The 16,919-nt window shown below is 38.9% G+C and carries 16 protein-coding genes; 6 read left to right on the top strand and 10 right to left on the bottom strand.

The features are described from left to right. Positions 1 to 34 precede the first annotated feature (34 nt). Positions 35 to 544: a lipocalin family protein gene (locus LV716_RS04265; RefSeq protein ID WP_163416545.1), complete on the top strand. Its 510-nt coding sequence runs from the start codon at positions 35 to 37 to the stop codon at positions 542 to 544. Between the two features lie 61 nt (positions 545 to 605). On the opposite strand, the gene LV716_RS04260 is transcribed toward LV716_RS04265, so the two are convergent. From LV716_RS04260 to hppD, 5 genes are all read right to left on the bottom strand, one after another. Then, a complete protein-coding gene (locus LV716_RS04260) occupies positions 606 to 1,697 on the bottom strand; it encodes a histidinol-phosphate transaminase (protein ID WP_163416544.1) in 1,092 nt (363 codons plus the stop codon). Continuing rightward, positions 1,697 to 2,608 carry a flavin reductase family protein gene (locus LV716_RS04255; RefSeq protein WP_163416543.1) on the bottom strand — a complete coding sequence of 304 codons (912 nt, stop codon included), beginning with the start codon at positions 2,606 to 2,608 and terminating at the stop codon, positions 1,697 to 1,699. Before LV716_RS04255 ends, LV716_RS04260 begins: the two co-directional genes overlap by 1 nt. A 33-nt stretch (positions 2,609 to 2,641) precedes the next feature. Then, positions 2,642 to 3,862, bottom strand: a complete 1,221-nt coding sequence (gene fahA, locus LV716_RS04250) for a fumarylacetoacetase (protein WP_163416542.1) — start codon at positions 3,860 to 3,862, stop codon at positions 2,642 to 2,644. Positions 3,863 to 3,960: 98 nt separating this feature from the next. Beyond that, the gene (locus LV716_RS04245) at positions 3,961 to 5,118 is read right to left on the bottom strand and encodes a homogentisate 1,2-dioxygenase (RefSeq protein ID WP_163416541.1); all 1,158 of its coding nucleotides are present in this window, start codon (positions 5,116 to 5,118) and stop codon (positions 3,961 to 3,963) included. A gap of 78 nt (positions 5,119 to 5,196) precedes the next feature. Then, complete coding sequence (gene hppD / locus LV716_RS04240) at positions 5,197 to 6,330, bottom strand: 4-hydroxyphenylpyruvate dioxygenase (protein ID WP_163416540.1); 1,134 nt, start codon at positions 6,328 to 6,330, stop codon at positions 5,197 to 5,199. Positions 6,331 to 6,506: 176 nt separating this feature from the next. Here hppD and LV716_RS04235 point away from each other — a divergent pair, with 176 nt between their 5' ends. After that, positions 6,507 to 6,950 carry a MarR family winged helix-turn-helix transcriptional regulator gene (locus LV716_RS04235; RefSeq protein ID WP_163416539.1) on the top strand — a complete coding sequence of 148 codons (444 nt, stop codon included), beginning with the start codon at positions 6,507 to 6,509 and terminating at the stop codon, positions 6,948 to 6,950. A 1-nt stretch (position 6,951) separates the two neighbouring features. Here LV716_RS04235 and LV716_RS04230 read toward each other — a convergent pair whose 3' ends face one another. The 4 genes from LV716_RS04230 to LV716_RS04215 form a co-directional block, all read right to left on the bottom strand. Further along, positions 6,952 to 7,749 (bottom strand): hypothetical protein, encoded by a 798-nt coding sequence (locus LV716_RS04230; RefSeq protein WP_163416538.1) that lies wholly within the window; start codon positions 7,747 to 7,749, stop codon positions 6,952 to 6,954. Beyond that, positions 7,749 to 7,976 carry a hypothetical protein gene (locus LV716_RS04225; protein WP_163416537.1) on the bottom strand — a complete coding sequence of 76 codons (228 nt, stop codon included), beginning with the start codon at positions 7,974 to 7,976 and terminating at the stop codon, positions 7,749 to 7,751. Before LV716_RS04225 ends, LV716_RS04230 begins: the two co-directional genes overlap by 1 nt. 484 nt (positions 7,977 to 8,460) lie before the next feature. Beyond that, positions 8,461 to 11,295, bottom strand: coding sequence for a DNA polymerase I (gene polA, locus LV716_RS04220; protein ID WP_163416536.1), 2,835 nt, complete (start codon positions 11,293 to 11,295; stop codon positions 8,461 to 8,463). Positions 11,296 to 11,466: 171 nt separating this feature from the next. Then, positions 11,467 to 12,453 (bottom strand): isoaspartyl peptidase/L-asparaginase family protein, encoded by a 987-nt coding sequence (locus LV716_RS04215; protein WP_163416535.1) that lies wholly within the window; start codon positions 12,451 to 12,453, stop codon positions 11,467 to 11,469. Positions 12,454 to 12,493: 40 nt separating this feature from the next. On the opposite strand from LV716_RS04215, the gene LV716_RS04210 reads away from it, so the two are divergent. From LV716_RS04210 to LV716_RS04195, 4 genes are all read left to right on the top strand, one after another. Then, on the top strand, positions 12,494 to 13,066 hold the full coding sequence (locus LV716_RS04210) for a copper homeostasis protein CutC (RefSeq protein WP_370637480.1): 573 nt from the start codon (positions 12,494 to 12,496) through the stop codon (positions 13,064 to 13,066). A 199-nt stretch (positions 13,067 to 13,265) separates the two neighbouring features. Further along, positions 13,266 to 14,486, top strand: a complete 1,221-nt coding sequence (locus LV716_RS04205; RefSeq protein WP_163416533.1) for a metallophosphoesterase — start codon at positions 13,266 to 13,268, stop codon at positions 14,484 to 14,486. A gap of 49 nt (positions 14,487 to 14,535) precedes the next feature. After that, a complete protein-coding gene (locus LV716_RS04200) occupies positions 14,536 to 15,762 on the top strand; it encodes a metallophosphoesterase (RefSeq protein ID WP_163416532.1) in 1,227 nt (408 codons plus the stop codon). Between the two features lie 92 nt (positions 15,763 to 15,854). Beyond that, positions 15,855 to 16,151, top strand: coding sequence for a co-chaperone YbbN (locus LV716_RS04195; RefSeq protein ID WP_097046517.1), 297 nt, complete (start codon positions 15,855 to 15,857; stop codon positions 16,149 to 16,151). A gap of 43 nt (positions 16,152 to 16,194) precedes the next feature. On the opposite strand, the gene LV716_RS04190 is transcribed toward LV716_RS04195, so the two are convergent. After that, positions 16,195 to 16,839, bottom strand: coding sequence for a peroxiredoxin-like family protein (locus LV716_RS04190; protein ID WP_163416531.1), 645 nt, complete (start codon positions 16,837 to 16,839; stop codon positions 16,195 to 16,197). Positions 16,840 to 16,919: the final 80 nt, after the last annotated feature.

The raw sequence follows: 16,919 nt of genomic DNA, 5'->3' as shown, positions 1-16,919 counted from the left end.
CTTTGCTCAACCGAACAACACAAAACCAGGTATGATGAAAAAAAATATCGCATTCTTTTTCTTGACAGTTTTTTTAGTTATTTCATGTTCAACGGACAATAAGGAAGACGAGGCAATGAATGATACCGCTATTGATTTAGTTGGAACATGGGTGCTTACCGATCTGCGTATTGATGAAAACACGAACGATGATGACCTTAATTTTGCGAAACAGATTTTGGATAATTTCAAATCATCTGATTGTGACATTGTGATATTCACTTTTAGAGGTGATGGTACCGCAGTATCAGAAAACAAAGTGAATTTTATAGCTGAAAATATAAACGTAGGTGCTGGAGGTTTATCTGTTGATTGTCCAAGCGAAAGTGTGACTGAAACAACGACATGGTCATTGGATGGTGATCAATTGACTTTTGTGGACAGCAACATGGAAGAGGAGGTTATTACTGTTGTTTTGGAGGATGAAAACACTTTGATTATCGCTGGTGAGGACATTAATGCCGATAATTATACCGGAGCTGACGGTGTTTTTACAAGACAGTAAATTAACCTTATATAGTTAAACTGAACCTGTCGTAGTTTGTATGATATAAAAATTATACCAGCTATATTTTTTTAAGGGCTGTTACCAAAGCTTCATTTGCTTCTTGGGTTCCGACAGTTATTCTTACAAGACCCGGAGCACCAAATTGTGAAACAGGTCTTACCATAACACCTTCTCGCATTAGTTTGTCCGTAAAATCAAATTCTGGAATAGACGGGTCTATAATAAAGAAATTTCCTTGTGTGGGCCAATACTTAATCCCTAGTGATGTGAAGGTTTCGGCAAGGTATTTTCTACCCTCTTGAACGGTTTTTACTGTTTTTTCAATAAACAAAGAATCATTCAGTGCACCAATTGCTGCTTCAATGGAAGTGATGGGAAGCAAAAAGGGCTTGTGAATCTGTCGTATATAATTTGCAATAGTGGCGGCTGTATAACAATATCCTATGCGTTGACCTGCCAATCCGTATGTTTTTGAAAAACTATTGATGGCGACCACATTATGTCCTTCTCTAACATAAGGTAAAGCTGTCACATAATCTTCTGCATCGGCAAAATGGCGATAGACTTCATCAAAAACCACGATAATATTTTTTGGGATACGGTGTAAAAAATCCTCAAGAACCGGCTTTGGGATGTAGGTGCCCGTTGGATTGTTTGGACTTGTCAAGAATATGACCTTGGTTTTACCAGTGATGGAAGATAATATCCCTTCTATGTCCAAATCATAATTTGGTTCCAAAAGAGGAACATCTACTTGTTTTGCCCCGTACCATCTAGAAAATACAGCGTAAGGAAGAAAACAAGGATTGGAGTAAATTACTTCATCACCTTCATTAATAAATGCCCTTAACAGCATATCTATAATTTCAGAACCACTGTTCCCGCAAATAAATTGGTCTACTGCCAGTTGCCCATCAAAATCATTCACCAAAGCTTCCCGTAACCGAATATCTGTTTGATCGGGATAAACATCCACAATTTCTGCAGCCTTTTGTAGCGCTGTAACTGCCTTTGGAGAAGAACCTAAGGGGTTTTCGTTTGAGGAAAGTTTATAGATTTTTTTATTGGAAACCGGTATGTTCTTTCCGCCTTTGTATACTTCCTTTGGCTCAAGATATGATTTGAAAATGGATTCTATTCCCTTGTTCATTACCCTATTTTTTCAGCGTGCATTAACGTTGCCAGTGCTTTTTTCGCTTCGTTGCTTTCCAGCATTTGTTTTGATAACCAGTGTAGTTCCTTTTTTAGTTTCTCTGGTTTTCCATTCAGTTTTTTCTCGAGCATTCGTATTTCATCATCATTACCAATTTGTTCTACTTCTTTTAAGGAAGGAAGTTTTTCCAAATTCCCTAATCTACCTAGGTTGTTCCCCGTTAGAACGGTGCTGTTTCGAATACTTTCCGGAAGTTGGTCAACACCTATGCCTTTATTTCGAATAGGCTTTGGAATCTCAAAAAGGGAATCCCCGCTTGCTCTCGTATACCAACTTCCGCCCATTCGACCCACTAAATCCAATTTGAGAGGGTCTAACTTTCCTAATTCGTCTAAATGCTTTTCATTGATGTGAATGAGCTCTACTTTTGCCAAGATGAGATTTCCGGCACCCGGCGTTTCGGCCAATTCTATAACTTGACTAACAGTACACTCAAAAGAAACCGGGGCTTCAGCAACACGGGGTGGCCGTACTTTTTCACTGGGAATTTCTGTTAATCCAGATTTTATAAATTCGTTCACACCTTTTTTATAGGCAGTGCTGGACAAAGACATCTGTTCAACAATTGGAAAGTCCACAATATTAATAACTACTTCCGGTACTTCTTTTATATTTTGATGCGAGTGCTTTAATGAATTGTCCCGACCGCTCCGTGCCGGAGAGAAAATCATCACTGGAGGATTGGAACTGAACACATTAAAAAAACTGAAGGGACTCAAGTTGACATTGCCTTCCAAATCAATTGTACTTGCAAAACAGATGGGCCTTGGAGCTACGGCATTAAGCAAATAAGAATGCAATTCTGGTTGGGATATTGTACTAGGGTCAATGGTTTTTACAACGGACATTGCTTTGGCTTTAGTTTATGCGAAGATAAACATCTATTTCGCTGGAAGAATTTTAGCTGAAACTTCTCCAAACCCTATGCGAATACCATCTTTTTCTGAATACCCCCTCATGGTTACGGTATCTCCGTCATTAATGAATTTACGTTCCGTGCCATCGTTCATTTTGATGGGTTTTGTGCCCATCCAAGCAAGTTCCAACATAGAACCGTATGAGTTTTCATCTTTGCCCGAAATCGTCCCGGAACCATATAAATCACCGACATTGATATTACAGCCATTTACCGAATGATGTGCCAACTGCTGTACCATATTCCAATACATGTATTTAAAATTGGAACGGCAAACCGTTTTTTCTACGCTTCCTTCTGGAGTTATGCCAACTTCCAATTGTATATCGTAATTTTTATTTCCTTCGTATTCTAAGTAGGGGAGTACTTTGGGTTCTTGTTGAGGTCCTGATACCCTAAAAGGTTCAAAAGCTTCCAATGTAACTATCCAAGGAGAAATATGTGATGCAAAGTTTTTTGCTAAAAAAGGTCCCAATGGAACATACTCCCATTTTTGAATATCGCGTGCGGACCAATCGTTCAACAATACCATGCCAAAAATATAATCCTCAGCATCCTTTGTTGCTATGGATTCTCCAATTGCGGTGTTCCTTCCTGTAATAAAGCCCATTTCCAGTTCAAAATCCAATCGTGCCGACGGTTGAAAAACCGGAGTTGAAGCATCTTTTGGCAAAACTTGTCCTTTTGGTCTGTGAATAGGTTCGCCACTCACTATGATCGAACTTGCCCTTCCATGATAGCCTACCGGAATGTGCTTCCAGTTGGGTAACAACGCATTTTCGGGATCACGGAACATTTTCCCAACATTAGTGGCATGCTCAATACTAGAATAAAAGTCGGTATAATCCCCTATCGCGACTGGCATATGCATATTGGCTTCAGACTGCAGTACAAAAAGCTCTGGCTTACCTGCCAGAATGGAAGCTTCGTCTTTCAACCAGTGTTGAATATCGACCCGTACTTTTTTGGTAATGGCTTTTCCCAATGATATAAAATCGTTAAGGGTATCTTTTTCCAGTACTGCTGTATTAAAATCAAATACATCCAGCTCGGCTACAGCCGCCAAGTCCAGAATATGGTCACCTATGGCAACCCCTGCACGAGGGCTTCTGTCTGCGGTCGAAAAAATTCCAAAAGGGATATTGTGAATTGAAAAATCTGAATTTTCAGGTATGTTTATAATCATTATTTAAATAGCTATGAGATTTGAGAAAATAGATTTGAGATAAATTAAACATTATAACTAATCTCACTTCTAAAATCTAATGTCTAAATTCTAGTTTTTTACTCTAACCAAGATTTATAATACTTTCCGTCGTCGATTTTTAAGGCATTTTCCGTGACCTGCAAAGGTTTGAAGGTATCTATCATCACGGCCAATTCTTCGGTCTTGGTCTTGCCAATACTTGCCTCGTAGGTTCCGGGGTGCGGCCCATGCGGAATGCCCGCAGGATGTAGGGAAATATAACCTGGCCCTATTCCCGTTCTGCTCATAAAATCACCATCCACGTAATACAATACCTCATCGGAATCGATATTGGAATGGTTGTATGGTGCGGGAATGGATTTTGGATGGTAGTCGTACAATCTTGGGCAGAACGAACAGATAACAAATGCCCCCGTTTCAAAAGTTTGATGCACTGGTGGCGGTTGGTGTACCCTACCTGTAATCGGTTCAAAATTATGGATTGAGAATCCGTAGGGAAAATTATAGCCATCCCATCCCACAACATCAAAAGGATGCGTTGCGTAGACCAGATGATGCAACATGCCCTGTTTCTTTACTTTCATGACAAACTCGCCTTTTTCGTCGTGTGTCTGTAAATCTTGTGGCAGTTTGTAGTCGCGCTCGCAGAAGGGGGAGTGTTCCAAAAGTTGCCCAAACCAATTGCGATACCTTTTTGGAGTGTAGATAGGATGAAAAGACTCGGCATACAAAATGCGGTTGTCTTCCGTATCAAATTCAATCTGGTAAATCATCCCTCTTGGAATGATAAGATAATCCCCATATTCAAAAGGAATATTCCCTAAAAACGTTTTCAACGTTCCCGTTCCCCTGTGAATAAAAAGCATTTCATCAGCATCAGAATTTTTATAAAAATACTCTGTTAACGATTTTTTAGGCGCTGCCAAACCAATATGGACATCATTGTTGACTAGCATAGGTTCACGAGCTTCTAGAAAATCATCTTTGGGAGTAACATCAAAACCAATAAGCTTTCGTGATTTAATATGCTTGGCCTCCGCTATTTTAGGGCTAAGATCAATGGACTCTTTGATTTCCTTTATTTGGGTGGGTCTATGCACATGGTACAGCAAGGATGACATTCCGTCAAAACCAATGGTGCCGAACAATTGTTCGTAATACAGGCTGCCATCTGGTTTTTCGAACTGCGTATGTCGCTTTTGTGGATATTTCCCTAATTTATGGTATACAGGCATAAATACTGTTTTAAAGTTCAAATTCAAGAATCAAGTTCAAAACTGCGAACTTTGAACTTGAAACTTTGAACTTGTATTTTAATGTAATGTTCCTCTAAGCTCTTGCTCACGCTCTATGGCTTCGAACAATGCTTTAAAGTTACCTTTTCCAAATGATTGTGCACCTTTTCTCTGAATGATTTCAAAGAACATAGTGGGCCTTGGTTCTACAGGTCGTGTAAAAATCTGCAATAGATACCCTTCGTCATCACGATCTACTAAAATCCCCAATTCTTTCAATGGTGCTATATCCTCATCGATTTCTCCCACACGGTCGAGTACTACATCATAATAGGTTTCGGGCACTTTCAGGAACTCCACACCACGACTTTTTAAATCTCTAACGGTTTGGATAATGTTATCCGTAGCTACGGCAATATGTTGCACGCCTTCACCTTCATAAAAATCCAAATATTCTTCAACTTGTGACTTTTTCTTTCCTTCCGCAGGTTCGTTTATCGGAAATTTGATTCGACCGTTTCCGTTGCTCATCACCTTGCTCATTAATGCGGTGTAATCGGTAGAGATATCTTTATCATCAAAAGAAAGGATTTGTGTAAAGCCCATTACGTTTTCGTAGAAATTCACCCATTCGTTCATTCGATTCCACCCTACGTTTCCAACCATGTGATCCACATATTTTAAACCTGTTGGCACTGGGTTATAGTCTGGTGTTTCCCACTTTTTAAAACCAGGCATAAACGTACCATTATAATCTTTTCGTTCCACAAAGATGTGCACGGTCTCACCATAAGTATAAATTCCAGAACGAACAATTTTTCCGGTGCTGTCCTCTTCAGTTTTTGGCTCCATATACGATTTAGCACCACGTTCTATCGCTGTATTGTATGCATAAGTAGCATCATCTACCCATAAGGCAACAACTTTAACGCCATCACCATGTTGGTCAATATGTCTTCCAATATCAGTACCGCTTTTTAAAGGTGAAGTCAGTACTAGGCGAATTTTATCCTGTATCACCACATAACTCTCCCTGTCTTTTAATCCTGTTTCCAATCCTGCGTAGGCCAAAGATTGAAAACCAAAAGCAGTCTTGTAAAAATGTGCAGCTTGTTTGGAATTGCTAACATAGAGCTCCAAATAGTCAGTACCATTGATGGGCATAAAATCTTTGGCGGTATCGTGTATTTTTGGTAACGTAGAAGTTGACATCGTAGATTTAATTTAAGAGTGATTCAAAAATATTGTTGCCTATGCAACAAAAATAGTAATTTTGACATACGAAATCACTTTGACAAGAAAATTTTAGGTAAAAATTAGTGGTCGTTTCGTATTTGACACCTAATTTCATGAATAAATAGATTCTCGCCTGCACGGGAACGACAAGTATGCTCAATCAAATAGATGAAATATCGGGAATAGGATTGCATTTGGATATGGTGCTTCGTAAAGTTCAGGATGCCTATTTAAGAAAGTTCAAGGAATTGGATATTGAACTTACCATTGAGCAATGGGTGATTTTATATCGTATTTACCAATTAGGCGAAGATGTTTCACAGTCCGATATTGTTAAATCAAATTTTCGTAATCGTGCCACCACTTCAAGAGTTATAGGTGGTTTAGAGCGTAAAGGTTGGATAACCAAGACTCGGTTTGATGGGGATTTAAAACGTTTTAAGTTGGAGTTGACTGCAGAAGGACGCGCTATTATCCTTCAAATTGAGCCACATGCCAACATGCTTCGAGAAAAGGCCGTTGCAGGATTGGATACTGTCGAATTTGAAACTTTTTTAAAGGTTTTGGATAAGATAGGGGAAAACTATCAGGAGTAATTTACTTCACCAATCGAGGAATCAATTCTTCATTTTTATCAAGGTCTAAGGTATAGTAGGTAAAGTTCAGATTTTTTAATTCAGCATATTTGAGTACCAGAATATGCCCTGTGATCGGATAATATTTTGAGCTATTGTCCTTCTTCTTGCCATTTTTCGAAATTTCACTGTCATCGAACAGTTTTCTTCGTTGCGCATTGGTTATGCTTATGGTTTCGAGCCCGCCATCACTGCTCAGCTCATAATCCACTAAAATACCATCGTAGAGATAAGCATTTCCATTTAGCTCCAAAATGGCGTCTATAAATACAAACTCTATATCTTCGACGCTGTCTTCCTCCAAGATGATTTCTGTTCTGGGAAAGTCGAAAAATTCACCTTTCAAAATATAGTGCCATGAGTTTTGGAACCGAAAGAATTTAAATCTTCTATCCCATCTTCTACTGCGCACTTGTCTTTTCAAAAGATACCCAGAAAAACTGGCCACCACGAACATGGATAGATTGTAAACCAAAACACCTACTGCACTTTTTTCTAGATTTTGAAATGATTCTTCTGAGGGATTTGAAGATACAATGTCGCCCAATGTGTAAAGGTCAACATGAAAACCAATAAGTTTTGCGGAAAAATACCAGAGAAATTGAAAGAATAAGCTGGGTAGGATTGTTGCTATAAATATTGCGAAGAAAGTTTCCTTAAAGTATTCTCGTGAAAATTCTTCGGTATAGTAAAACCTTCTAAATAAGATTCCGGGAATAAGTAAGAAAAACAGGACTAGCGTAGATAGGGCAATACTCATTAAGCACTTTTCAGCTTTTCGGCCTCTGCATCTATCTTATCTTTTGTTTCCTTGGATAATTTTATGGTGGAATGTTCATTGTGGCGAAGTGCCCTGACAGCATCCGCTAGTTTTTTTGAATCCTTGGGACTGTTCAAAATGATGCTTACCCTCCTGCTGGTCAAAGGGGAATCTGTATTCCAGAAGGAAATGTTTCTTTTGTCTATTTGTTCCTTGTTATTCGACATCTATGTAAAATTAGAACAAAATTCTTATTCGAACGGTAAATTTTAATAAAAATTATAGTGTCAGTCACTACATATTCAAGCTATTACTATTTAATGGGTCCTAAAATCAAGTTCAAGTCAAAATAGCTATTTCATGTCGAGTTTAATATCAAACATTAAAACTTCAAACAACCCTTCTGGATGTATCAAAGCCCAAATTACAGGGGCCAAGAAAAATATCCACAAAATGATTTGTACATTTTTATGATGTAGCTTTTTAGCGGATATTACTTTTAAGATGATGAAAAATAAAAGGTAATAAACGAAAGCTATGCCAGTAGCAATACCAATTAAAGCTGCTAAGGAATGCAACGTTATAAAGAACACAGTGCTTACTAGCAATACGATAAGAATAATAATGGTAAGAATGTTCAGAATGCGCATTAGATACCTAGTTTGGTTGGTAGGCCTAGCTTATGGACCAATTTTCTTCTCGGGCAGTGTTCTAATGCGCTTCCAGCCAATTATCTCCGATGCCCACTTCCACATCTAAAGGAACAGCAAGCGTGTAAGCATTTTCCATTTCGGTTTTTATCATGGTTTTTACTTCTTCCAATTCCGGTTTGTAGGCATCAAAAACCAATTCATCATGTACCTGTAACAACATTTTTGTTTTGTAGTCTCCTTCAGAAAGCTTTTTGTGGATGTTGATCATGGCGATTTTAATGATATCCGCTGCGCTTCCTTGAATGGGCGCGTTTACCGCATTTCGTTCTGCTGCACCTCGTACTACAGCATTGCTGCCATTGATGTCCTTTAAATACCTACGCCTTCCCAGGACAGTCTGTACATAGCCATTGTCCCGGGCAAAATCTACCTGTTCGCCCATATAATTTCTAAGCTTGGGATACGTCTTGTAATAGGTTTCTATCAGTTCCTTGGATTCGGCACGTGTCAAATCTGTTTGGTTGCTCAGCCCAAACGCCGAAACACCATAAATGATTCCAAAATTCACCGTTTTGGCGTTGCTTCGTTGCTCGCGTGTGACTTCTTCAATGGGAACGTTGAATACCCTTGAAGCTGTAGAGGCATGAATATCCTCACCATTTTTAAAAGCTTCAATCATAGTATCTTCTTCGCTCAAAGCTGCAATGATCCGTAACTCTATTTGGGAATAATCAGCCGCTAGCAAGGTGTAGTTTTCATCCCTTGGTATAAAAGCTTTTCGAACCTGTCGGCCACGTTCCGTTCTAATGGGGATATTCTGTAGATTTGGATTATTGCTGCTAAGTCGCCCTGTGGCAGCAACAGTCTGCATGTAATCGGTATGCACCCGACCGCTATGCTGCTGTACCTCGTTAGGTAGTGCATCCACATAAGTGCTTTTTAACTTGGCAAGACCTCTATAGTCCAACACATTTTGAATGATTTCATGATCTTTGGCCAAATAGGAGAGTACATCTTCCGCAGTGGAATACTGCCCTGTCTTTGTCTTTTTGGGTTTATCGACCAACTTCAGCTTATTGAATAGGATTTCACCCAATTGTTTTGGCGATGCGATATTAAATTCCTCTCCAGCAGCTTTATAGATTTTTTGCTCTAGATTTTTGATATCCACATCAAGAACCGTTGAGAGCTCATTAAGAAAATCCTCATTGAGATTGATTCCTTCGGTTTCCATATCGGCCAAAACCCTAAGTAGGGGAATCTCAATGCTTTCAAATAGTTCTTCGGTCTTTGCTTCTGAAAGTTCTGGTCTAAAATGTTGTGCCAATTGTAAGGTAATGTCGGCATCTTCAGCTGCATATTCGGTTTGCTTGTCCAGGGCAACCTGTCGCATACTTAACTGGTTTTTCCCTTTTTTACCAATGAGCTCGGTAATGGAAACAGGTGTGTAGTTGAGGTATGTTTCGGCCAATACATCCATATTGTGGCGCATATCTGGATTGATGAGGTAATGTGCCAACATGGTGTCGAACAATTTTCCTTTTACTTCAATACCGTAGTTTTTCATCACTTTGATATCGTACTTTAGGTTTTGCCCAATTTTTTCTATAGCTTCAGATTCAAAGAAAGGCCGAAGTTCCTCTAAAATCTTCGAAGCTGTTTCTTTATCTTCTGGGATAGGGATGTAAAATCCTTTTTTTGCTTCCCAACTAAAGGCAATGCCCACTAATTCGGCTTCAAGTGCATTTAATGAGGTTGTTTCGGTATCAAAACAGACCGAACTTTGCTGCATCATTTTTTTCATAAAGAGCTGCATTCCCAAACCAGGTTCAATACTCTGGTAAAAATGGGGAACAGTAGTTACTGTATTTCTACTGTTCTCATCTTTGATCGTGGCGGGTGCATCTGTTGGACTTCCCCCAAACAATGTGAATTGTCCGCTACCTGCTACCTTTGCTTCTTTTTTGGCGGTTTCCGTACTGGAAACTTGTGCGATTTGTTCAGCTTCCCCTGAGAAAATCTTTATAAATTGGTCTTTTAGGCGCCGAAATTCCAATTCCTCAAAAATCTCCTGCACTTTTGGACTGTCCGGTTCCGACATTTCATAATCGTTGGCATTGAAGGTTACCTCGCAATTGATATTGATTTCAGCCAGTTTTCGGGATAATCTTCCCAATTCGGCATTCTGTTCTACCTTCTCCTTCATCTTGCCCTTTAACTTATCGGTATTGGCCAAAAGGCCTTCCATGGAATCAAAATCGGCAATAAACTTTTTGGCAGTCTTATCGCCAACACCGGGAAGACCAGGGATATTGTCACTGGCATCTCCCATCATCCCCAAATAATCGATAACCTGTTCGGGTCTTTGTACGCCAAAACGTTTCTGAACTTCTGGAATGCCCCAAATTTCAATTCCATTGCCCATTCGAGCAGGACGGTACATAAAGATGTTTTCGGAGACCAACTGCCCAAAATCCTTGTCCGGAGTAACCATAAATACCTTGTAGTCCTCTTTTTCAGCTTGTTTTGCCAATGTGCCAATAATATCATCTGCTTCAAATCCTTCCAATTCCACCACTGGGATTTGCATGGCATTTAAAATGTTTTGAATGTAAGGAATTGCAATTCGTATAGCATCTGGAGTCTCATCACGATTGGCTTTATAAGCTTCATATAGTTCCGTGCGTTCCACACTTCCGCCTTTATCAAAACAGACCGCCAAATGATCTGGCTTTTCCCGTTTTATGACATCGAAAAGCGAATTCATGAACCCCATGATTGCAGAGGTGTCCATACCCTTGGAATTGATTCTTGGATTTTTGATAAGGGCATAGTATCCACGAAAAATTAAAGCGTAAGCATCTAAAAGAAAAAGTCTTTTTTGGTCGGACATGTATTAAAATTTGAAATAAGAAGTTAGAGGTACGAATTCTATTTTGATGGCTTTAAAAGTAGCAAAAAAGGAATCAAAAGAAAACAATACCGAAAAGAGAAAGAGGTATCTTGATTCTCAGCATATAACGTTTCTGAAAATGATCAAACCCAAATATCCAAAATATGCCATTTATTTAAAACTTCCAGAGACTATATTTTGATGCCCTTCTTCAGAATACCTGCGATAGCTAAACCCGGGGTGTATGCAATAACTGCCTGTTTCCCCATTCTTGTTAATGGCAATAAAACCAATCTGAAAATCATCTCTATTCTTGTTTTTTTCCATAATCCGCTTTACCCCTTCTTCACAAGCCTCTTGAGGTGATTTTCCCTGCCGCATCAATTCTACTATTAGAAAGCTGCCAACGGTACGTACTACTTCTTCACCAACTCCGGTAGCTGTGGCACCACCAACAGCATTATCAACAAAAAGTCCTGCACCTATAATCGGTGAATCACCGACTCGGCCAGCCATTTTATAGGCCATGCCGCTTGTGGTACAAGCACCTGCTATATCTCCATTTGAGTCAATCGCCAGCATGCCAATGGTATCATGATTCTCAATGTTAATAATAGTTTCATATTTAGATTCTTCTTTCCATTTCTTATACTGTTTTCGGGTGCTTTCTGTTAACAAGTCTGTCTTTTTAAACCCTTGTTCGTAAGCAAATTGCTCCGCTCCTCTGCCAGCAAGAATAATATGTGGAGTTTCTTCCATAACCTTACGTGCTACTGCTATAGGATGCGCTATGTTTTGTAGATAAACCACCGATCCACAATTAGCATCTTTGTCCATGATACAAGCGTCAAGTGTTACATTTCCATCCCTGTCAGGTCTGCCGCCAATACCAACGGTCTCATTGGATACATCGGCCTCTTCGATCATAACACCTTGTTCAACAGCATCCAAAGCGTTTCCTCCTTTTTCAAGGACTTCCCATGCTTTAGAAGTTGCATTCATAAAGTTCCAAGTACAAATGGCGATAGGTCTTGTCACTTTTTTAGGTACAGCTATCGTGTCAGCTTTATTTTCTGTTTTGCATGAGGTTAAAATGGGCGCTGAAACAAGCCCGGCAGTGGTAAGGCTCGATTTTTTAAGAAACTTGCGTCTTTGCATGTATTGGTTGTTTATTTTTAGTGCACATAAATATAATAATATGCTTGTAGAAGTTTGTGCCAATTCTTTGGAATCTGCTGTTAATGCACAGAAGGCAGGGGCAGACCGCATTGAACTTTGCTCAGAACTTGGGGTGGGAGGGATTACACCTTCGCACGGATTGATCGAAATGGTAAAAGAGCGTTTGGATATTCCAGTTCATATCTTGATTCGACCACGAAGTGGACACTTCACCTACTCGGATTTGGAGTTTGAAGTAATGAAGCGAGATATTATCTTTTGCAAACAAATTGGAGTAGAAGGTATAGTTAGCGGAATGCTTCATTCCAATTTTACTTTGGATATTGAAAGGACACAACAATTGTTATCACTTTCTAAGCCATTGAAGTTCACATTTCACCGCGCTTTCGATTGGGTCATTAACCCTAAGGAAACCTTTACCTGTTTGGAAAAACTGGGAGCAGATTATATTTTAAGTTCGGGAGGTGAAGTTTCTGCCGAAAAGGGATTGGATTTACTTTCAGAGCTCAATGCCATCTCAAAAAAATGCACTGTTATGGCTGGGGAGGAATACGAATTGAAAATGCCCTTAAGTTTAAAAATGCTAAACTGAAGGCCCTTCATCTTTCTGGAACTTCTTTTGGGAATCTCATTGACATGGACGATAAAGTTGCAATGAATTCTGAGGCGCATCTAAAGGAAGGTCATGTAGCTATATCGAACAGCGGTACTATTAGTGAGATTGTGAAGAGCGTTAAATAATAGTCAAATAATTCTACACCTTAGCTAATGAAATATCTTTGTAAAAAAAGATGACACGTCTTTTTCTACTGGCTACATTTTTGTTTTTTGCGTTCTATGCTTTTCAAGCTTTTAAGAAGTTGAGCAAGAATGCTATGGTTCATATTGTATATTGGGTACTCATCTTAGCTACTGCCGTATATTTTGTTTTTGAAATTGCTCTTGATATTTCAAATGTGTTTGTGGTTCCCGAAAAACTAGTTGGTTTTGCGCTCTTTTTTGCTTTTTATCTTTTTCTGATGTTGATAAGCGGCTTACTTTTCTTTGAGGATATTTTTCGATTTGGCAGTTATATCTTCAACAAGAAGAAAAAGGATTCCTCAAAGATGCCATCCAGACGGGGTTTTATTTCAAAATTGGCACTTGGTATTGGGGCAATTCCGTTTGCAACTTTGGTCTATAGCATTTACAAAGGCAGGTACAATTTTAGGGTATTTGAATATGTCCTCGATTTTCAAGATTTGCCCGAGGCTTTCGATGGTTATAAAATTGTCCATATATCCGATTTTCACTGTGGAGGATTGGATAATCACGATGAAGTTGGAGATGCCGTTAAACTCATAAATCAGCAGCAAGCGGATGTTATATTGTTTACAGGGGATTTTGTGGATAGACGTGCAAACGAAATAGATGAATGGAAGACATTATTTTCATCGTTAACGGCAAAAGATGGTAAGTATTCCATTCTTGGAAACCATGACTATGGGGATTATGTTTATTGGCCTTCCCAAAAAGAAAAAGAAGCTGATTTTGAACTACTGAAGCAACATCAAAAAGAAATGGGTTTTGATTTGCTTTGCAATGAGAATAGGTTGCTGACAAGAAATAATCAAAAGCTTTGTTTGATTGGTGTAGAGTATTGGGGATATGACAGTTTGATGAAAAATGGTGATTTAAGTAAGGCTTTTTCAGGATTAGATGAAAATAGTTTCAATATATTGATGACTCATGACCCTTCGCACTGGCAATTCGAAGTCATTGACCATGAAAAGCATGTTCCGCTTACCCTCTGCGGGCACACGCATGGTATGCAGTTTGGTATAGAGGTTCCGGGAGAATTCCAATGGACACCTATACGGCATGGGTTCAAATACTGGGCAGGGCTATACAAGGAAAAGAATCAATATTTGAATGTGAACAGAGGATTTGGATATACAGGATTTCCCGGTAGATTAGGCATTTGGCCCGAAATCTCCGTATTCACGTTAAAAAAAAGAATTCTTAATAGTTAGAAATTACCAGATTCTTAGTTGAAACAAATAAATTCGTAAAAAAACTACTATGCTTCGTTGGATTATTTTTATTGGTATCTATTTGGTTCTTGGCTTTTACTCTTTCCAGGCTGTTAAAACTGCTTCTCGATATCCATGGGTACACTATCTATTTATAACACTATATATATTGGTCATTGCTAATTTTCTGTATCAATTTGCAGGAACGGACGGTGGTCGGGTCTTAAGTAAACCAAAAAGCTACGCCTTTGGTTTTCTTTTGGCTATGCTTTCTTTTCAGATTATTACGATTATCTTTTTGTTCGGTGAAGATATTTTTAGGCTTTTTGTAGGAATGTACCAAAAAGTGTTCGGTACTCGAAAGGAATTTAGCATTCCATCCAGAAGGAGGTTTTTAAGTTTGATCGCTCTCGGTGTTGCCGCTTTACCATTTGGTGCGCTACTCATGGGAATGTATAAAGGTAAGTACAACTACAAAGTACTAAACTATCAACTTGAGTTCGATGACCTTCCCACGGCCTTTGATGGGTATCAAATCACTCAGATTTCAGATGTTCATAGTGGTAGTTTTGACAATCGAGAAAAAGTGGCTTACGGAATCGATTTGATCAATAAACAGCAAAGTGATGTTATTCTGTTCACTGGGGACATGGTCAACAATAAAGCCGAAGAGATGCGACCATGGGCAGAGTTGTTTTCTACACTGGATGCCAAAGACGGAGTGTACTCTGTTTTGGGAAATCATGACTATGGCGATTATGTTGCTTGGGATTCCGAAACTGAAAAAGCGAAGAATCTACAAGATTTAAAAAACCTTCAAAAAGAAATGGGTTTTGACCTACTGCTGGATTCGCATAGGTACCTAGAAAAGGATGGGGCAAAAATTGCCTTGCTCGGTGTTGAGAACTGGGGCAGGGGCGGATTTAAAAAGGCCGGGGACTTGGAAAAAGCCAAAAAGGGAATTTCCAAAGATGATTTTAAAATTTTAATGAGCCATGATCCTTCACATTGGGAAGATGTTGTCATAAATGATGAGTATCATTATCACTTAACGTTAAGTGGACACACACATGGAATGCAATTTGGTGTGGAGATTCCAGGTTGGATAAAATGGAGTCCTGTAAAATGGCGCTACAAATATTGGGCTGGCATTTATGAGGAACTTGGGCAGTTTATCAATGTTAACCGTGGTTTTGGCTTTATTGGGTATCCAGGTCGTGTTGGTATTTGGCCCGAGATTTCCGTAATTACCCTTAAAAAGAAAGGTTTAACGTGAATTTAACGCCCAATCCTTCTTCGTACAATCGTGCTTAAAGCAAAATTTTAACAAATTTTCTTACTTTTGATTGGTAAACCGAAGAACTCAATATGTCTAAATTTGGTGAACTTATAGATTTAAAAGTACCTGTATTACTGGACTTTTATGCGGAATGGAACGATCAATCTACTTCTATGCACCCCGTCCTTCGAGACGTTGCAGCTGCACTTGGTGACAAAGGGAAAGTGATTAAAATCGACGTTGATAAAAACAAAGAGCTTTCACAGGCCCTACGCATAAAGGGATTGCCTACTTTGATGATTTACAAAAAAGGCGAAATGGTATGGAGGCAAAGTGGGGAACAAGATGCCAACACGTTGATTGGCATTCTTAACGAGTATATTTAAAAATACCGCCTAAAATTATAGACGGTATTTATTTTCCTTTTTATTATTTCTTCTTCAAGAAATCCAAAATATTCTTTGGGTCCAACCGTTTTGTGTAGTTCTCCGAAACAAAATGATAGACAACGGCTTTGCTCTTATCAATAACATAGGTAGCCGGCATCGGAAGTTCATAATCGGTGTTGCCATTATACTTGTCTACGTGAAGTCCAAAGGAATGATAAACTTCCTTTAGGTTTTCTGGCATCTGAAAGGTTAGGTTTAACTTTTTTGCATATGTATTGTTGATGTCACTAAGTACCTTGAATTGCAGTTCATTTTTCTCAGAAGTTGTCAATGAATTATCTGGGGTCTCCGGCGAAATGGCTACCAAATCCGCACCTAATTTCTTAAACTCTTCCGAGAATTGTTGCAAGGCTCTAAGTTCCATATTACAATAGGGACACCAACCTCCACGGTAAAAGGAAAGTATAAGGTATTCGTTTTGCAGTAGTTCGTTTAAATGGACTTGATTTTCATGTTCATCTGGAAGTTCAAAATCTGGTAGAACATCACCTGTTGTTGTGGCTTTTTCTGAAATATTGGCATCTAAAAGGGCCTTTGTGCTCTGTTGCATTATGGCATACTTATCTTGGGGGATTGCCTTTGATGAGTTTTCGCGTTTTTTTGTAAGCTCTTCTGTAAGTGTCATCGCTATGATTATTTTTAAATTTAAACCATAGTCGATTTTTCAGTAAAAGCTTTCGACTTTTAACAAAAGTTTTTTAGAAA

The sequence above is a fragment of the Flagellimonas sp. HMM57 genome, from assembly GCF_021390175.1.
Taxonomy (GTDB): Bacteria; Bacteroidota; Bacteroidia; order Flavobacteriales; family Flavobacteriaceae; genus Flagellimonas.
This window is presented reverse-complemented; position numbering and strand designations above follow the sequence as displayed.

Coding starts and splice junctions, on each gene's coding strand:
- LV716_RS04265 (WP_163416545.1), top strand. CDS start 35: ATGAAAAAAAATATCGCATTCTTTTTCTTGACAGTTTTTTTAGTTATT.
- LV716_RS04260 (WP_163416544.1), bottom strand. CDS start 1,697: ATGAACAAGGGAATAGAATCCATTTTCAAATCATATCTTGAGCCAAAG.
- LV716_RS04255 (WP_163416543.1), bottom strand. CDS start 2,608: ATGTCCGTTGTAAAAACCATTGACCCTAGTACAATATCCCAACCAGAA.
- fahA (WP_163416542.1), bottom strand. CDS start 3,862: ATGATTATAAACATACCTGAAAATTCAGATTTTTCAATTCACAATATC.
- LV716_RS04245 (WP_163416541.1), bottom strand. CDS start 5,118: ATGCCTGTATACCATAAATTAGGGAAATATCCACAAAAGCGACATACG.
- hppD (WP_163416540.1), bottom strand. CDS start 6,330: ATGTCAACTTCTACGTTACCAAAAATACACGATACCGCCAAAGATTTT.
- LV716_RS04235 (WP_163416539.1), top strand. CDS start 6,507: ATGCTCAATCAAATAGATGAAATATCGGGAATAGGATTGCATTTGGAT.
- LV716_RS04230 (WP_163416538.1), bottom strand. CDS start 7,749: ATGAGTATTGCCCTATCTACGCTAGTCCTGTTTTTCTTACTTATTCCC.
- LV716_RS04225 (WP_163416537.1), bottom strand. CDS start 7,976: ATGTCGAATAACAAGGAACAAATAGACAAAAGAAACATTTCCTTCTGG.
- polA (WP_163416536.1), bottom strand. CDS start 11,295: ATGTCCGACCAAAAAAGACTTTTTCTTTTAGATGCTTACGCTTTAATT.
- LV716_RS04215 (WP_163416535.1), bottom strand. CDS start 12,453: ATGCAAAGACGCAAGTTTCTTAAAAAATCGAGCCTTACCACTGCCGGG.
- LV716_RS04210 (WP_370637480.1), top strand. CDS start 12,494: ATGCTTGTAGAAGTTTGTGCCAATTCTTTGGAATCTGCTGTTAATGCA.
- LV716_RS04205 (WP_163416533.1), top strand. CDS start 13,266: ATGACACGTCTTTTTCTACTGGCTACATTTTTGTTTTTTGCGTTCTAT.
- LV716_RS04200 (WP_163416532.1), top strand. CDS start 14,536: ATGCTTCGTTGGATTATTTTTATTGGTATCTATTTGGTTCTTGGCTTT.
- LV716_RS04195 (WP_097046517.1), top strand. CDS start 15,855: ATGTCTAAATTTGGTGAACTTATAGATTTAAAAGTACCTGTATTACTG.
- LV716_RS04190 (WP_163416531.1), bottom strand. CDS start 16,839: ATGACACTTACAGAAGAGCTTACAAAAAAACGCGAAAACTCATCAAAG.